The organism is Rathayibacter sp. Leaf296 (assembly GCF_001423045.1).
Lineage (GTDB): Bacteria > Actinomycetota > Actinomycetes > Actinomycetales > Microbacteriaceae > Rathayibacter > Rathayibacter caricis.
In genome coordinates this window covers 466985-482361 of the sequence record NZ_LMNR01000001.1, presented here as the reverse complement: position 1 = coordinate 482361, position 15377 = coordinate 466985, and the positions used below count along the sequence as shown (strand labels likewise).

Below are 15377 nucleotides of genomic sequence, written 5' to 3'. Positions count from 1 at the left end.
GGGGGCCGATTGTGGCCATGTCCCCCGATAAGGTGCCGTCATGCGGAGTCGACGGCGAACCGAGCGGTGCCCTGGTGCGCACCGGGCGCCTCACCGCGTCGTCGCCGCCGTCTCGGCGGGCCTGCTGACCCTCGCGGTCGTCGCCTGCACCCCTCAGGAGGACGCGGCCGGTCCCCCTCCGACGGCGCGGGAGACGTCGATCGAGGTGACCGCTCCGGCCGAGTTCACCGCGGCGAAGGAGCGGGCGCTGAGCGTCCGCGACGACGTGCTCGCCCTGCTCGCGGCCACCGACCGCTCGGTCGAGGGCAGCGCCAGGGGCGACCTCCTGGCCTCCGTCCCCGCTCTCACCGCCGCCCTCGCCGGCGTCTCGACGGAGGAGCTCACGGCCGCGGCCGATGCCGCCGTGGACGCCGAGCTGGTCGTCGCGGACCGCGTGCTGGGCCTCGGTGCCGGCACCCTCGCCTCCGGAGCGGGATCGAGCGCCCGCCGAGCCGCCCTGCGCGCCGCGATGGGCGAGCTCGAGGCGGCCGTCGCTGCACGCAGCGGTCTGGCTGCTCCCGCCCGAGCCGTACTGGATGCGCGGGACCCGCTGATCCCGCCTCCCGGCAGCGGAGTCCCGCCGCGCGCCACGCAGGCGCCCGCACCGCCCGCAGCCACTCCCCCGCCAGCGCAGCCCACCCCGGAGCCGACTCCGACCGAGCCGCCCGTCGAGCCGCAGCCGACGGCGACCCCTGCGCAGCCCGAGCCCCCGGCGCAGCCCCCCGCGCAGCCGGAACCGCCGGTGCAGCCCGAGCCCACTCCGACCCGGCAGCCCCCGATCGAGCCGATCCCCGACTGCGGCAGCGACCCCTCGCTCTGCCCGCCCGTCCCCTCGCCGTCCATCGACGACCCCCTCTGATCCACCGGCCCTCGCGGGCCGCCTCGCGGACCGGGATAGTGGAGGCATGCGCAGACTCCTCCTCGGCCTCCTGACCAACGCCGTCGCGATCTGGCTCACCACGCTCGTGGTGGCGGGGGTGCGCGTCGCTCCGTACGAGGAGGGTGCCACGGCCGCCGTCCTCACGTACCTCCTGGTGGCGGTGATCTTCGGAGTCGTCAACGCCGTCGTCGGCGGGGTGATCCGCGTGGTCGCGTTCCCGCTGTACCTGCTCACGCTCGGACTGATCTCGTTCCTCGTCAACGGGGCGCTCCTGCTCCTGACCGCCTGGGTCAGCGGCCTGTTCGGGTTCGGACTCGAGGTGGACGGCTTCTGGTGGGGCGTGCTCGGCGCCCTCGTGCTCGCGATCGTGAACTGGTTCATCGGGCTCCTCGTGCGCCCGTTCCTGCGGGGCCGCGAGAGCTGACCGGCACCGTCGTCACGCGGACGCCGACCCGGGTGTCGGGTGCCGAGCGCCACAGCGCGAACAGCCCCGCTCCAGCGACCGCCAGACGCGGGTCGCCGTCGAGGGTCTGCGCGGTGGCGACGTAGGAGTCGAGTGCGTGCGCGGGCACGGCGCCCTCCTGCAGCGTCGCGGCGGGATCGGACCCCCGCTCCACGCGGACGACGCCCGGCTCCAGCGCGCTCGTCCGCCCGAAGCCGGCGAGAGCCGGCACCAGGTCGTCCGAGTGCTCGACCGACACGGTCCGGGTGCCGTCCGGCAGGTCCAGGCCCCGGATCGGACTGCCGAACGCGACCACGTCGTGCACGTCGTACCGCCCCGACTGCGCGACGCGCGCCGCGATCAGCCCGCCCTGCGAGTGCGCGACGATCGTGACGGGCGCCCCCGGAGGCACGCCCGCCGCCTCCATCGCGGCCAGCGTCCCCTGCACCGAGGTCCCGGCGCCCCCGCTCATCGCCTGCAGGTTCGCGGCGGCCCCGAAGGCCTGCGCGGGATCCCCGCTCCAGTCGGTCGTCCCCGAGACGGCGACGAGCCACTCCGATCCGTAGCGCTCGATCACGACCTGCGGCCCGTCCGGGTCGCTCGGCGGGACCCGCGCCGCGAGCTCGCCCCAGCCGCGCGGCGGGGCGGCGACCGATCCGAACGGCGGCGCCGGAGGATCCGCCTCCTCGAGACGGAGCCGCCGCTCACCGGGTGGAGGCACCGCACCCAGCAGCGTCCCGAGCACGACGAGCACCCCCGACGCCGAGCCGACACCGGTGCCGATCACCCGCTCGTCGGGCGGCGCCCCGAGTGCGGCCGCGATCGGCGGCGGCAGCAGCAGTACCCCGATCTCGGTCCCCAGCCCGATCGTCGAGATCAGCGCGCGGATCCCCTCGAGCACCAGCGGATCACCCAGCAGCGCCCGCACCAGCTCGTCGCGCTCCTCCTCGAGCGCAGCCCGGTCGCCGCCGGCCAGCAGCGCCGCTCCGACACCGTGCACAGCGTCCGTCGTCGCGCGTACGAGAGCCGCGGCGTCCGCGAGCGCGGTCGGTGCGCGGTGCTCGAGCGATTCCTCCGCCCGTCGCGCGAAGGCGACCACCGCGACGACGGGAGCGGACCCGGGCGGCAGCGGCGGCGGCTCCTCCGCCCGCTCGTACGCGGCCGCGGCGCTCGCCAGAGCCGCCCGCAGCACGTCCGCCTCCTCGGCGAGCAGGCGCAGCCGCGCACCGAGGAGGGCGAGCTCACCCGAGCGCTCGGGCGAGGTGAGCGCGACGGCCGGTGCCGCGGCGTCCACCCCGGCCGCGCACTCGGCGAGACCCGCCCCGAGGACGCTCAGCATCCGCTTCCGCTCGTCCAGCTCGAGCGTCTCGACCCGCGCGGTCACCGCACGCCCTCCGCGAGCATCGCCGCGCTCGCCTCGAGGACCGCCAGATCGCCCAGGACCCCGGCCGCCCGCTCCGCGAAGCCCCTCGCCGCCGCGTCCTCCCAGTCGGCGTCGGGGACGAGCCCCGCCGCCTCCGCCCGCAGCTCGCCCACCCTCTCGGCGAGAGCGCGGAGCTGCGGCCCCGCCCCTTGCGCCGTGTGCTCGATCACCGTGCTCGCCTCCGTCATCGGGCCCCCGCGGAGCCAGCATCGCCACGCGACCGCACGGCCGGGCGCCGCCGGGTCGGTTCGGGGGACGACGGAGCGGATCGACCGGGTGTGAGGGAGCCCTCGTGCACCAGAATGAGCGGGTGACCCCCCGCCCCCTCGCGCCCTCGGCCTTCGCCGTGTGCTTCGTCTGCACCGGCAACATCTGCCGATCGCCGATGGCCGAGGTCGTCCTGCGCTCGCTGGCCGAGCGGGCAGGCCTCGGCTCGGTCATCGAGATCACGTCGGCCGGCACCGGCGAGTGGCATCTCGGCGAGCAGGCCGACCACCGCGCGCTCGACGCCCTCGAGCGACGGGGCCTGGACGGCGCCCGCCACCGCGCCCAGCTCTTCGATCCCTCGCGGTTCGAGGAGTTCGACCTGGTCGTCGCCCTCGACCACGGTCATGAGCGGGCCCTGCGCTCCTGGGCGCGGACGGACGTCGACCGCCAGAAGGTCCGCCGACTGCTCGCCTTCGAGCCGGGGCTCTCCCCGCAGGGCGACGTGCCCGACCCCTACTATTCCGATGCGGCGGCGTTCGACTCCGTGCTCGCGCTCATCGAGCGGGCCTGCGAGTCGCTCTTCGCCCAGATCGAACCCGGACTGCGCGGCAACCGCGCGTCCCTCACCGACTCCCCCCGAGAACCGGAAGGCACCACCGCATGACGCTCCCCCTCCAGCCGCTCAGCCCGCTCGACGGCCGCTACAGCTCCGCCGTCTCCTCGCTCGGCGAGTACCTCTCGGAGGCGGGCCTGAACCGGGCGCGGGTGCACGTCGAGGTCGAGTGGCTGCTCGCCCTCACCGACCGCCGGCTGTTCGGCTCCGAGCCCGTCGACGCCGCCACTGCCGAGGAGCTGCGCCGTCGGGCCCGCGACTTCGGCCAGGCCGAGATCGACGAGCTCGCGACCCTCGAGGCGACCACCCGCCACGACGTGAAGGCCGTGGAGTACCTCGTCCGCCACTGGCTGGCCGACCTGGGTCTGGACCGCATCGCCGAGCTCACCCACTTCGCCGCCACCAGCGAGGACATCAACAACCTCTCCTACGCGATCGTCGTGCGGCAGGCCGTCGGCGAGATCTGGCAGCCCAAGCTCCGCTCGGTCGTCGACTCCCTCCGCGAGCTGGCGGTGCGCTACCGCGACGAGTCCATGCTCAGCCGCACGCACGGCCAGCCGGCGACGCCGACCACGATGGGCAAGGAGTTCGCGGTCTACGCGTACCGCCTCGAGCGCGTCCTCACGCAGATCGACGCCACGGAGTACCTGGGCAAGTTCAGCGGAGCGACCGGCACGTTCGCCGCGCATCTCGCCGCCGATCCCGACGTCGACTGGGCCGGTCTCGCCGAGGAGTTCGTCACCTCGCTCGGTCTCGACTTCAACCCGCTCACCACCCAGATCGAGTCGCACGACTGGCAGGCCGAGCTCTACGGCAAGGCCGCGCACGCCAATCGGATCCTGCACAACATCTGCACCGACATCTGGACCTACATCTCGCTCGGCTACTTCCGGCAGATCCCGCAGGCCGGAGCGACGGGCTCGTCGACGATGCCGCACAAGATCAACCCGATCCGGTTCGAGAACGCCGAGGCGAACCTCGAGCTCTCGAGCGCACTGCTCGACTCGCTCGCGCAGACCCTCGTCACCTCGCGCCTGCAGCGCGACCTGACCGACTCGACGACGCAGCGCAACATCGGAGTCGCCTTCGGCCACTCCCTGCTCGCCCTCGACAACATCGCGCGCGGCCTGCTCGAGATCGACCTCGACCCGCGCGCGCTCGCGGCCGACCTCGACACCAACTGGGAGGTGCTCGCCGAGGCGATCCAGACCGTGATCCGCGCGGAGGTGACCGCCGGCCGCTCCTCGATCACCGACCCCTACGCGATGCTCAAGGACCTCACCCGCGGCAAGCGCCTCGGCGCCGAGGACCTCGCGGCCTTCGTCGACGGTCTCGACATCGGCGAGGCTGCGAAGGCGCGCCTGCTGGCGCTGACCCCCGCGGGCTACACGGGCGCCGCCTCGGCCCTGGTCGACCGCCTGAACTGACGGGGGCGGCCACCCCCGTGTCGGCGGTCGTGCGTAGCGTCGGGGCATGCCCCGCCGCCGCACCGCCGCCGTCACCGCCTGCAGCATCGACGGGTGCGCTCTGCCGACCGAGGCGGGCGCACCCGTCGCGCTGTGCGCGGCGCACCTCGGCCTCGCGCACGACTGGGTCGCCCGGGAGGACGGAGTCGTCGACGCGCTGCCGTCGCCGTGCCCCGTCTGCGGTTCCCGGCTCGGCGTCCGCCTGCCGTCGGCCTGGCTCTGCGCCGCGTGCGAGTGGCGGCACGGCGAGGTGCCCGACGGCGAGCTCGGGCCGCCGCGCGTCGAGGTGGTGTACTACATCCGCTTCGGCGACCGGCTGAAGATCGGCACGAGCGCCAACCCGCGCCAACGGCTGCACCAGCTGCGGCACGAGGAGCTGCTGGCCTTCGAGCGCGGTGGCCGTGCGCTCGAGCAGCACCGGCACGCGCAGTTCGCCGCCGAGCGTCTCGAGCGCACGGAGTGGTTCGCGCGGAGCCCCGCCCTCGACCGCCACGTCGAGACGATGCGGGCGGGCGAACCCGATCCGTGGGCGACGCACCGCCGCTGGGTCAGCGAGGCCCTGGCGCTGCGCACTTGACGAGCACCGGAGTCAGCGGCACCACGCGTCCACGAGCAGCGGCCCGCGGATCTCGCGCAGCCGGTCGAGGACCCGATCCGCGAGCGCCGGCGAGACCGCCGACGCGGACAGATCGAACGGACCGAGCGGAGCGAGCCTCCCCGTCCGCACGCGCAGCACCTCCCAGCCGGCCGCCCGCAGTGCGCGGTCCTTCCTCCGGTCGGCCTCCTCGCGCTTCCCGACGTGCTCGAGCCCGTGCCGACCGGTCGAGTCGTACTCGATCGCGACGCGCAGCTCGGCGAGGACCACATCCGGCCACGCCTCGAGATGGTCGAAGAACGGCTGCCGCAGCCGCACCGCCGTGAGCCCGGGCTCGAACTGCAGGCGCTCGGCGAGCAGAGCCCGCAGCCGCGCCTCGACGGCCGAGGCGGGCGGAGGAGCGCAGCGGCTCGCGAACGGCTCGCCGACGGGCAGATCGGGCGTCTTCGAGCAGAGCCGAGGAGGACGACGGGTGGAGGTGCGTGCGGCACGCGCGGGAGCAGCAGCAACAGCCGCCGCGGAGGCGGCGCGCCCCGGATCAAGCAACGCGGCCCGAGCGAGCGCCACCACCATCGGCTCGCCCACGTCCTCCCGCATCGGCGCCGCCCGGGGCGCCCGCGGAGCCGCCGCCTCGGCGCAGTCCGGGCACCACGACGAGCGCCGACGCTCGCGCCCCGGCCGCATCCGCTGCTCCTCGGGCGTCGCCACGAACAGGTGACCCGTGTCGCAGAGCCAGCAGAGGTAGACGTCGGCGGCCGGCGGGATCTGGCTCAGGACGATGCCCTCGTTGTACTCCGGCCGGTACTGGCGCACGAGCACCGGGTACGACCGCCAGGCCTCGCGATAGGTGCCGACCGGGTACGGCACGTCCACGCCGCGCGAGAAGCGCCGGCGCCGCCACCATCGTCCGATCTGCTCAGCCACGGCGGCACGCTAACGCGCACCTCCGACACGGCAGCGGTCGAAGGACGCGCTCAGGCGGTCACGGGACCGCGGCGGGGATCAGGCCCCGTGCCCGCGGTCCTGCTCGTCGATGTCGGCGATCTCGGCGCCGTCGGGCTTGAACGTGAGCGAGAACATCGCGATCACGACGAGCACGACGATGAACGTCACTCCGAACGAGATCAGCGCGACCACGATCTCGCGGGTCGACAGCAGCACCACGCCGCCGACGAACAGCGCCATGACGGCCGAGAAGCCGATCAGCTCGAGCGGGCGCAGCCGGTCCTTGCGGGTGGGCTGGAACGTGCGGGGCGTGAAGTGCTCGTCGTCGGCGCCCGGGGTCGAGCCGGAGTCGGGGGTGGGGCCTTCGGCGGTCATCGGTCTCCTCCGGTGGTCGGGGTGGAGGGCGCGACGGCGTCGGAGGCGCCTGCCCACTTGAGCGAGAACGCGGCGATCCCGAGGTAGACGGCGACCATCACGGCGTAGGCGCCGAGGAGCCCCACCGAGACGACGGGGTGGGGCGGGAGGAGCGCGAAGGCCGCTCCGAGCAGGAGCGTCCCAGCTCCGACGACGACGGAGTCGCGCGCGGCGAGTCCGCTGCGGCGGCGTCCGGAGACCAGCTCGAAGGTGCCCGCGACGAGTCCCCAGCCCGAGACGAGGGCGATGAAGAGCATCAGCGACGGGACGGGCAGCGCGACCAGCGCGAGCACTCCCGCGAGCAGCGTCACTCCGGCCGACACGAGCGCGGGAGCGCGTCCGGGACCGGTGAGGGTGCGCAGCGCCAGGAGGAGCGACAGCGCGCCGGTGAGCAGCGCGAAGCCCGCGAACACGGCCAGCCCCAGGACCGGGCTGTGGTCGGGCGAGAACGTGACCGTGCATCCGGCGACGGCGGCGACGATCGCGCGGCCCAGCGGGAGGAGCCAGGTGCGGCTCGTCGTCCGGGCGGTGTCGGCGGCTTCGGCCACGATCGAGCCTCTCTGGTGGTGCGTTCGGCGGAGGATGCGGGGAGGTCCGCCTCACGGGGCGGCGGGATGCGGTCCGGTGCGGGCGTCGGCCGCGCGGGCGGACCCGCCGGATCCCGCAGGCACGTCGATTTTACGCCCCCGCCCGGCGCACGAGCGCCCGGCGCCTCTTCCCCAGCCTTATCCCCGGCGAGTCGCCGGTCCCCGGGTGCGCGGTCGAGTCCGACCGCGCACCTCGCGGGTCAGCGCGCGACGGTGCCGAGCCAGACGTCCTCGACCCGCGGGAAGACCGCGGTCGCCGAGAAGCGCTCGTCGAACCGGCGCGCAGCCCGCTCGACCATCCGCGCCCGCGCCTCGGCGTCGTCCATCAGCTCGCGCAGCGCGGAGGCGAGCGCCTCGGCGTCGCCCGCGGGCACGACCGAGCCGACACCCTCCGACAGCACCTCGGGGATCCCGCCGACGGCGGTCGAGACGACGGCGGCGTCGCGCGCCATGGCCTCGAGGATGAACATCGGCATGGCCTCGTCGCGCGAGGGCAGGACCGCGATCGCCGCCTCGTCGAGCAGGTCGAGCAGGCGGTCGTGCTCGAGCGAGCCGAGGAACTCGATGCCGGGGATGCTCCGGTCGACGATCTCCTCCTCGCGGATCGGACCCGCGACGAGCAGGCGCCACATGTCGCCCTGCGCGAGGTCGGCCCAGGCCTTCTGCAGCACGTCGACGCCCTTGCGCCGGCTGACGACTCCGCCGAAGACGACGGTGTCGGTCTTGGCCGACGGCGTCCCCTTCTCGATCGCGTTCGGCACGAGGTGCACGCGGTCGGCGGGCACGTAGCGCCGGCAGATCTCGGACGTCTCGTCCGAGAGCGAGATGACCTCGTCCGCACTCCGCAGCACGTTCTTCACCAGCGACGGGTGCGCCCGGGTGAACGCGGCGAACTCGCTGCCGTGCAGGTGGGCGACGGTGCGCAGGCCCAGGCGGTGCGCCAGGCGCAGGAGGGACCCCTCGCGCAGGAACGAGCCCCGCTCCGAGAGGTGCACGACGACGACGGCCTGCGGCTCGCGCCGGGCGAGCGCCACGATCCTCGCGGCGGCCGACGCCGCCAGGCGGGCCCCCGCCACGTGCTCGCCGGGAGCGGTGCGCGACGAGATCACTCCGACCTCGGAGCGCTCGAAGGGCCAGGCCAGGTAGCCGTTGACCACCTGGGTCATGCCCCCGGGCACCTCGCCGCTGCGGCCCACGTGGTAGACCGGGCGCTTCGCGGCGGCACCGCGGGCGCGACTCCCCCGGCTGGGCGTGCGGAGGAGCGACTGGATGTCGTCGCGCACGCCGCGGAGGCGAGCGCGCGCCTCGAGCAGTGCCTCGAGCAGCTCCCGACGGCGTCCGGCGACGGCGCCGAGGAACTCGACCGCGTCCTCGGGGCGCGCCTTGGACATGTCGAGGGTGACGCCGTCGACGCCGATCGTCTCGAAGTGGCGGGACGCCTTGGTCGAGGAGTCCATCTGCAGGCTGACGGGGACCGCGCCCTCCGTGAAGGCCATGATGATGACGTGCAGGCGGTCGCTCAGGGCGATGCGCGTGCGGCGGTAGAGCTCGCGGAGCTTCACCTCGTGCTGGTCGTGGGTGTCGCTCGGGTCCCAGTCCAGGAGCTCGGCGCCGAGGTCGGCGGCCAGACGGCGCGACCGGTCGGAGTCGACCGCGACCTGGGTGACCACGTGGATGTCGAGGTCCTCGCCCTGCGCGTACGCGGCGATGGCGTCGAGCCACTCCTTGCGGGGGTAGGGACGCGCGTCGACCTCGTGGTCCTCGCGGAGGGAGAGGACGAGGATGCGGCGCTCGTCCTCCGGCTCCTGCAGGAACGAGCGGATCTCGTCGTCCGTCGCGCCCTCGCCGTAGCCGAGGTCCGGCATCGCCGCTCCCACCCGCATGTACGAGGCGGTGCGGTCGTCGCGCCAGCGGGTGTAGCTCGAGAGGGCCATCGACGGCCACATGATCGCGCGCGGCAGCGGGGCGAAGTTCCTCGTGCCGACTCCGGCGCGGATGACCTTCCCGCCGCCCAGGCGCACGAGGGCGATCCCGGGGAGCATGACCAGGTGCTCCTTCATGCCGATCAGCGTCAGCTGGATCTCGCCCGGCTTGAAGACCGAGTGCGCACGACCGGCGAGCGCCTCGCGGGCGAGGGCCGCGTACCAGCGCACCAGCGAGCGGTAGACCTTGTCGTCCGGGCCCAGGCGCAGGCCGTCGTCGTAGCCCCACGGCGAGTTCCCGACGTACACGTGCATCGGACCCGCCTCGCGCAGCCAGTCGAGGAGCTGGCGCCGCAGGATGATGTCGCCGATGTTCTCGTACTGTCCTCGTCCGACGGCGAAGATCGAGCGTGCTTGCGTCACAGGCGGGCCTTTCGGGTGCGGGTCGGGGTCTGTCGCGTCGCCCGGCGGGGCGATCCGCCGGCCGGGCGTTCCCCGGGAGTGCTCCGGACGTCCTCGCGAGGCACCTCGGCGCGACGCGCATGAACACTATCGCAGCGCTCAGCAGGTGTTCGTGACGAAGAACGCCTTCAGGAATCCGCCGGTCTGGTAGAAGTACTGGCCGATCAGGTAGTCGAGTCCCATGGGCTCGTTCGAGGGGATCATCGAGATCTCGCCCGAGTAGCAGCGCTCCATGATCATCCGCGCGCGGACGATGTGCGGCTCGTTCGTCATCACGATCACCGAGTCCCAGCCGTACTCCTCGGCCATCCGCTCGAGCTGACGGGCCTCGCCCTGGGTGGTCAGCGGCTCGGCCGCGTAGCAGAGGACGTCGCCGCCCTCCTCGTTGCACTTCTTGTACTTCTTGTCCTCGTAGTCGGCCTGCATCTCCTCCGGGCCCACCGACAGCACCATCACGTCGGTGGCACCCGACTCGATGATGCGGCGCGCGTACTCCACGCGGGCCCGGGTGGAGGGACCGAGGACGAAGACGGCGTCGGCCTGCTCGGGGATCCGCTCGATGGGCGGAGTCACGTAGAGCGGGATCCCGGCGCCGAGCAGGGCGAGCGCGAGCAGGGGCACGAGGAGCACCCGCCGCAGCAGGAGCCACCAGCGCGGGACGGCCCGGACGACCCGCTTGGCCCGGCGTCCGCTGCCCCGTCGGGTCGGGGTGGGTGCGGGGGTGTCGGTCGACGCGGTGCCGGTCGTGATCCCGTCCATCGCCACCCTCCGTGATCCCCGTCGCGCTCGATCGACCCGATCGGCGCCGCCGGCACCGGGAGTCCGGCCCGAGGGTCTCATGACGTTATCTCAGCTGCATGTTTCGCCGATGAATCGGGGAGATGAATTCTCCGTCACGTCGGACTGTATCGGCTCGTACCCCCAAGGAGTGGGACAGCGGTCACGGGTAGGATGGAGGCGTTCCCGCGGCCCCACCCCGAAGCCCGGATCCCCTCCTCGTCCGTCACCGCATCCTCTCGCCGTCGAGCCCGGCCGGTCCCCGCCCGCCCGGATCGCAGCGATCCCACGCCTGCCCGTCCCTGCGGGCAGAGGCGCCGCGAACCGGCGTCGAGGGCAGCCAGGAAGCCCGCATCAGGGCTCGCACTCTCCCAACCCACGTCCCACCGCACGCCCCCTGAGCCCCCTTGAGCCCCCGGAGCCACTCGTGAACCCCTCACCGCACACCCTCCCCCGCGAGCGGAGCCGCCCCGCGCGCCGACGCCGCGGCGTCATCGTCGGGGCCCTCGTCGCGGCACTCGCCCTCCTCGCCACCCCGCTGGTCTCGCAGGCCGCCTCGGCGGACACCCTGGACCCCGGCGCCGGGAACACCGTCCGCGTGCAGGAGGGCGACCCCGCCCTCGTCTACGACGGGCCGTGGCGCACCATGTCCGGCGGCGACAGCGCCGGAGGCATCCGCTTCCTCAATCGCGCGGGATCGGTCACGCTGACGTTCCGCGGCACCGGGTTCACCTGGATCAGCCGCACCACCTCCTACGCGGGCATCGCCTCCGTCTCGCTCGACGGCGACGACATCGCCTCGGTCGACCGCTACAGCCCCACCGCGAAGTACAAGGTGCCGGTCTTCTCTCGGAGCGGGCTGCCGGACGCGGAGCACACGGTCACGATCTCGTACACCGGCACGCGGGCCGCGGCCTCGAAGGACAAGAACCTCGTCATCGACGCGTTCGACATCGTCCGCGGCGACGGATCGACTCCGGAGCCGACCCCCTCGGACGCACCGACCCCGACCGACGAGCCGGAGGTCCCGACGAGCGACCCGTCGACGCCCGCCCGACCGGCGCTGACCCCGTCCGCGACCGCTCCGCTCGTCGCCGAGGAGACCGACCCCGTCCTCGTGTGGAAGGGACGCTGGAAGAACCTGAAGGGCGGCGACAGCGGAGGCTCGATGAAGTACCTGACCTCGGCGGGCTCCGTCTCGTTCGACTTCATCGGCACGTCCTTCCGCTGGCTCAGCCGCACGACCTCCTCCTCCGGCATCGCGGACGTCTCGATCGACGGAGGTCCGGCGACGGCGGTGGACCGCTACAGCCCGAGGGCCGAGTACCAGGTGCCCGTCTTCGAGAAGAACGGCCTCGACCAGGGCCGCCACACCGTGACCGTCTCGTTCACCGGGAAGAAGAACCCGAAGTCGTCGGGGAAGAACCTGATCGTGGACGCGTTCGTGCTCTCGGCCGACGGGCTCGCGGTCGGCGGAGTGACGCTCGCTCCGCTGGTCGACGGCTACGCGGTCGCGTGGAACGCACCGCTCTCGTCCGGCGCCGAGTCCTACGACGTCTTCCGCTCGAAGGCCGACGGCTCCGACGAGCGGAAGCTCGCCTCGGTCGCCGACCCCGTGCGCCTCTACCGCGACGAGGACGCCTCCGCCGACGAGGCCTACCGCTACTGGGTCGAGGGAGTCGACGGCTCCGGCAGCCGCGCCCGCCTGAGCGAGTCCGTCTCGACGACGAACGCGATGCGCTCGCAGCGCGCCGCGGTGAGCGCCGCCTTCGACTGCCCCACCCCCACGACGACGGTGTCCGACTCCGGCGAGCTGGACTCGGCGCTCCGCTCCGCGGGCTCCGGCGACGTGATCCGCCTCGCCGACGGCGAGTACACCGGCGAGTTCGCGCTGCGGAAGAAGAAGGACGTCTGGCTCTGCGGCTCCCCCGACGCCGTCGTGACCTCCGGAGGCGTCTCCTCCGGGACCGCGCTGATGCTCAACGACGTCGAGGACGTCCACCTCACCGGATTCACGGTGCGCGACTCCTTCCAGGGCGTCCAGGTGCTCGAGAGCGAGGGCGTGACCATCGCCGGACTGACGGTCACCGGGATCGGCTACGAGGCGGTGCACCTGCGCAGCCAGACGACCGACTCGCTGATCACCGGCACGACGATCCGCCGCACGGGGCTCGTGACCGCCAAGTTCGGCGAGGGCGTCTACATCGGCACCTCCGACCGCAACTGGTGCAAGTACAACGACTGCGACCCCGACCGCTCCGCCCGCATCTCGATCATCGACAACACGATCAGCGACACGGGGGCCGAGCCGATCGAGGCGAAGGAGGGCACGCTCGACGGGTCGATCCTCGGCAACACGGTCTCGGCCGGGTCGCGCCTCGACTCCGACGTCGCCTCGCTCGTCCTGGTGTCGGGCAACGAGTGGCGGGTCAGCGGCAACACGGCCACCGGAGGCACGACGTACGGCTACCAGGTCATCACGCGCGCCGACGGCTCGGGTAACGACAACTCGATCGACGGCAACCTCGCCGTCGGCTCGACGTCGGCGCCGGTCTACCTGCACCAGCCGTCGAAGTGGAGCACCGAGGGCAACACGCTCAGCTGCTCCAACTCGGGCGCCGACCCCGTCGGAACGCAGCCCTGCACCCCGTGACGCACTGACCGGCCCTACGCCTGCCCGAGCACCCGCGCCGCCCCCGTCGTCCTGACGGGGGCGGCGCTGTCGTTGCGGGGTGGGTCGCTCGAGCCCACCTCCTACTGATCGAGTGGGCCGCTCAACGGCCGGATCGAGATCACCACCGCTCGGGGTCGTGGGTCTCGGTACGCCCCTCCGGGGCCACTCGGCCAGCGAGAGGGGGCCCTCGTGGGCGCTCCGAAGGCCCGCACCCCTGCTGATCGAGTAGCCCGCACAGCGGGCGTATCGAGATCCACCACCGCTCGGAGCCGTGGGTCTCGATACGCCCCTCCGGGGCTACTCGACCAGCGAGAGGGGCGCCCTCGTGGGCGCTCCGAAGCCCCGCACCCCTGCTGATCGAGTAGCCCGCACAGCGGGCGTATCGAGATCCACCCCCGGCCGGAGTCGGCGGGGCTGCCCGACCGACGAGAGGGGCGCAGACGACGAAAGCGCCTGCCGCCCGACGGGAGTCGGGCGGCACGCGCTTCAGGGGGAGGCGATCAGACGATCGCGGGCGTCTTCTGCAGGCGGCGGCGGGCCACGACGAGCGCGCCGACGACCGGGGTACCGGCGGTCTCGATCCAGTGGGTGTCGGCGGCGGCCTGGCGACCCTCGACCTTGCCCTCGACGAGGACGAGCACGGCCGCGTCGGCCAGCCCGCGGAACGCGATGGACTCCTCGGTCGAGCCGACCACTCCGGTGATCAGGAGCACGATGTCGTAGACCTGCTCGAGCTCGCGGATGACGGCCCGCAGAGCCTCCGGACGCCCGGCAGCGGCGGCGTTGCGACCACCGGCGGGGAGGAGGTCCATGCCGTCGTCCTGGCGGCGCACCACGGCGGCGTCGAGCGAGGCGGTGCCGGACGCGACGTCCCGCAGCCCGGGACGGCCCGCGGCAGCGTCGGCGAGGGCCGATCCGTCGGCGGTGGCGTCGACCAGGATCACCGAGGAGCCGACGGCGGCGATCGCCTTGGCGAGGAGCACGGCGCTCGTGATGTGCGGCGTGCTCGAGGTGGCGGGAGCCAGGGCGAAGGAGCTCACCGAGCGGGCGCGGCCGATCGAGGACAGCTCGAACGCGACGGCGGAGTACCGGGCCGGGATGCGGTTGGACGCGAGGAGCTCGCCGAGCTTCGCCACCTTCGACGGCACGACGCCCAGGAGCGGGCGCTCGAGGGCGGTGCGCACGTCGTCGCCGTCGCGGATGCGGCGGTCGAGCGCGGTCAGCACGATCGCGACTCCGACGCCGATCACGGCGCCCGCGAGCAGACCGAGGATCAGCAGGACGATCGGGCCTCCCGTGACGGGGATGAGCGGCGGGATCGCCTGGCTGAGCACCTCGAGCTGGATGACCGGGACGGGCTGAGCGGTGACCGCCGGCGTCTCGGTGCCCTGCACGGAGGCGTCGAGCTGCGCCGCGAGGGCGTTCGCGATCACCGCCGCCTGCTCGGCGTTCGGGTCGGTCGCCGCGATGGTGATCACGACGGACTCCAGCTCCGAGGTGACCTCGACGCGCGACGCGAGGTCCTCGATCGTCTCGTCGAGCCCGAGGCTGTCGATCACGCCCTGCAGGACCGTGTCGGAGGTGCCCAGGGCGACGAAGGTGACCGTCGCCTGCGCCGCGGCGCTGTTCGCGGCCACCCGGTCACTGGTCGAGAGCGCGCCCGTGGTCGAGACCGCCACGTAGACGCGGGCCTCGGCCCGGTACTGAGGGAGCACGACCGCGTTGACGATGAGGGCGCCGATGATCCCGATGAGCGTGAAGGCGACGATCACGATCCACCTCCGCCAGATGCCGGCGACAAGTCCGTTCAAGGTCATGATTCTGGTGTCCCTTTCGTGATCGGCACCGTGGGTACTCGGGAGCCGACTCTAGCGTCGTGATGTTTCAGCCGGGTTCCGCGGCTCATCGGAGAAGGTGCAGCGGGAGGCGGT

The 15377-nt window shown here is 73.3% G+C and carries 14 protein-coding genes; 6 read left to right on the top strand and 8 right to left on the bottom strand.

Translation table 11 applies throughout. The features are described from left to right. Window positions 1-40: 40 nt before the first annotated feature. Together ASF46_RS02030 and ASF46_RS02025 are read left to right on the top strand one after the other, a co-directional pair. Window positions 41-898 carry a hypothetical protein gene (locus ASF46_RS02030; RefSeq protein ID WP_056866216.1) on the top strand — a complete coding sequence of 286 codons (858 nt, stop codon included), beginning with the start codon at window positions 41-43 and terminating at the stop codon, window positions 896-898. A 46-nt stretch (window positions 899-944) separates the two neighbouring features. Continuing rightward, the gene (locus tag ASF46_RS02025) at window positions 945-1343 is read left to right on the top strand and encodes a phage holin family protein (RefSeq protein ID WP_056866215.1); all 399 of its coding nucleotides are present in this window, start codon (window positions 945-947) and stop codon (window positions 1341-1343) included. On the opposite strand, the gene ASF46_RS02020 is transcribed toward ASF46_RS02025, so the two are convergent. Both ASF46_RS02020 and ASF46_RS02015 read right to left on the bottom strand, forming a co-directional pair. After that, the gene (locus ASF46_RS02020) at window positions 1297-2745 is read right to left on the bottom strand and encodes an alpha/beta hydrolase (protein ID WP_056866214.1); all 1449 of its coding nucleotides are present in this window, start codon (window positions 2743-2745) and stop codon (window positions 1297-1299) included. The two genes, ASF46_RS02025 and ASF46_RS02020, sit on opposite strands and share 47 nt — an antisense overlap. Beyond that, window positions 2742-2954, bottom strand: coding sequence for a hypothetical protein (locus ASF46_RS02015; RefSeq protein ID WP_157602157.1), 213 nt, complete (start codon window positions 2952-2954; stop codon window positions 2742-2744). The genes ASF46_RS02020 and ASF46_RS02015 overlap by 4 nt, the downstream gene beginning before the upstream one ends. 140 nt (window positions 2955-3094) lie before the next feature. Between ASF46_RS02015 and ASF46_RS02010 the strand changes: the two genes are divergently transcribed. Genes ASF46_RS02010 through ASF46_RS02000 form a run of 3 tightly spaced genes read left to right on the top strand, consistent with a single transcriptional unit; the run spans window position 3095 to window position 5647 of the window. Further along, window positions 3095-3655 (top strand): low molecular weight protein-tyrosine-phosphatase, encoded by a 561-nt coding sequence (locus ASF46_RS02010; protein ID WP_200919650.1) that lies wholly within the window; start codon window positions 3095-3097, stop codon window positions 3653-3655. Further along, window positions 3652-5031, top strand: a complete 1380-nt coding sequence (gene purB / locus ASF46_RS02005) for an adenylosuccinate lyase (protein ID WP_056866212.1) — start codon at window positions 3652-3654, stop codon at window positions 5029-5031. Before ASF46_RS02010 ends, purB begins: the two co-directional genes overlap by 4 nt. Window positions 5032-5077: 46 nt before the next feature. Continuing rightward, on the top strand, window positions 5078-5647 hold the full coding sequence (locus tag ASF46_RS02000) for a GIY-YIG nuclease family protein (protein WP_056866211.1): 570 nt from the start codon (window positions 5078-5080) through the stop codon (window positions 5645-5647). A 12-nt stretch (window positions 5648-5659) separates the two neighbouring features. Here ASF46_RS02000 and ASF46_RS01995 read toward each other — a convergent pair whose 3' ends face one another. The 5 genes from ASF46_RS01995 to ASF46_RS01975 form a co-directional block, all read right to left on the bottom strand. Further along, window positions 5660-6589, bottom strand: coding sequence for a hypothetical protein (locus ASF46_RS01995; RefSeq protein WP_056866210.1), 930 nt, complete (start codon window positions 6587-6589; stop codon window positions 5660-5662). 78 nt (window positions 6590-6667) lie between these two features. Next, entirely contained in the window at window positions 6668-6985 is a 318-nt protein-coding gene (locus tag ASF46_RS01990; protein ID WP_235576829.1) for a hypothetical protein, read from the bottom strand. Further along, window positions 6982-7572, bottom strand: coding sequence for a DUF308 domain-containing protein (locus ASF46_RS01985; RefSeq protein WP_055785928.1), 591 nt, complete (start codon window positions 7570-7572; stop codon window positions 6982-6984). The genes ASF46_RS01990 and ASF46_RS01985 overlap by 4 nt, the downstream gene beginning before the upstream one ends. 239 nt (window positions 7573-7811) lie before the next feature. Next, window positions 7812-9956 carry a glycosyltransferase family 4 protein gene (locus ASF46_RS01980; RefSeq protein WP_056866209.1) on the bottom strand — a complete coding sequence of 715 codons (2145 nt, stop codon included), beginning with the start codon at window positions 9954-9956 and terminating at the stop codon, window positions 7812-7814. Between the two features lie 138 nt (window positions 9957-10094). Then, window positions 10095-10754 (bottom strand): YdcF family protein, encoded by a 660-nt coding sequence (locus ASF46_RS01975; protein ID WP_056866208.1) that lies wholly within the window; start codon window positions 10752-10754, stop codon window positions 10095-10097. A 445-nt stretch (window positions 10755-11199) separates the two neighbouring features. Here ASF46_RS01975 and ASF46_RS01970 point away from each other — a divergent pair, with 445 nt between their 5' ends. After that, window positions 11200-13425: a right-handed parallel beta-helix repeat-containing protein gene (locus ASF46_RS01970; RefSeq protein WP_056866207.1), complete on the top strand. Its 2226-nt coding sequence runs from the start codon at window positions 11200-11202 to the stop codon at window positions 13423-13425. A 521-nt stretch (window positions 13426-13946) separates the two neighbouring features. On the opposite strand, the gene ASF46_RS01965 is transcribed toward ASF46_RS01970, so the two are convergent. Next, a complete protein-coding gene (locus ASF46_RS01965) occupies window positions 13947-15257 on the bottom strand; it encodes a Wzz/FepE/Etk N-terminal domain-containing protein (protein WP_162240150.1) in 1311 nt (436 codons plus the stop codon). Window positions 15258-15377 lie beyond the last annotated feature (120 nt).

What these genes read in the sequence shown, in the direction of transcription:
- ASF46_RS02030 (WP_056866216.1), top strand. Translation starts at nt 41, where the DNA reads ATGCGGAGTCGACGGCGAACCGAGCGGTGCCCTGGTGCGCACCGGGCG.
- ASF46_RS02025 (WP_056866215.1), top strand. Translation starts at nt 945, where the DNA reads ATGCGCAGACTCCTCCTCGGCCTCCTGACCAACGCCGTCGCGATCTGG.
- purB (WP_056866212.1), top strand. Translation starts at nt 3,652, where the DNA reads ATGACGCTCCCCCTCCAGCCGCTCAGCCCGCTCGACGGCCGCTACAGC.
- ASF46_RS02000 (WP_056866211.1), top strand. Translation starts at nt 5,078, where the DNA reads ATGCCCCGCCGCCGCACCGCCGCCGTCACCGCCTGCAGCATCGACGGG.
- ASF46_RS01990 (WP_235576829.1), bottom strand. Translation starts at nt 6,985, where the DNA reads ATGACCGCCGAAGGCCCCACCCCCGACTCCGGCTCGACCCCGGGCGCC.
- ASF46_RS01975 (WP_056866208.1), bottom strand. Translation starts at nt 10,754, where the DNA reads ATGGACGGGATCACGACCGGCACCGCGTCGACCGACACCCCCGCACCC.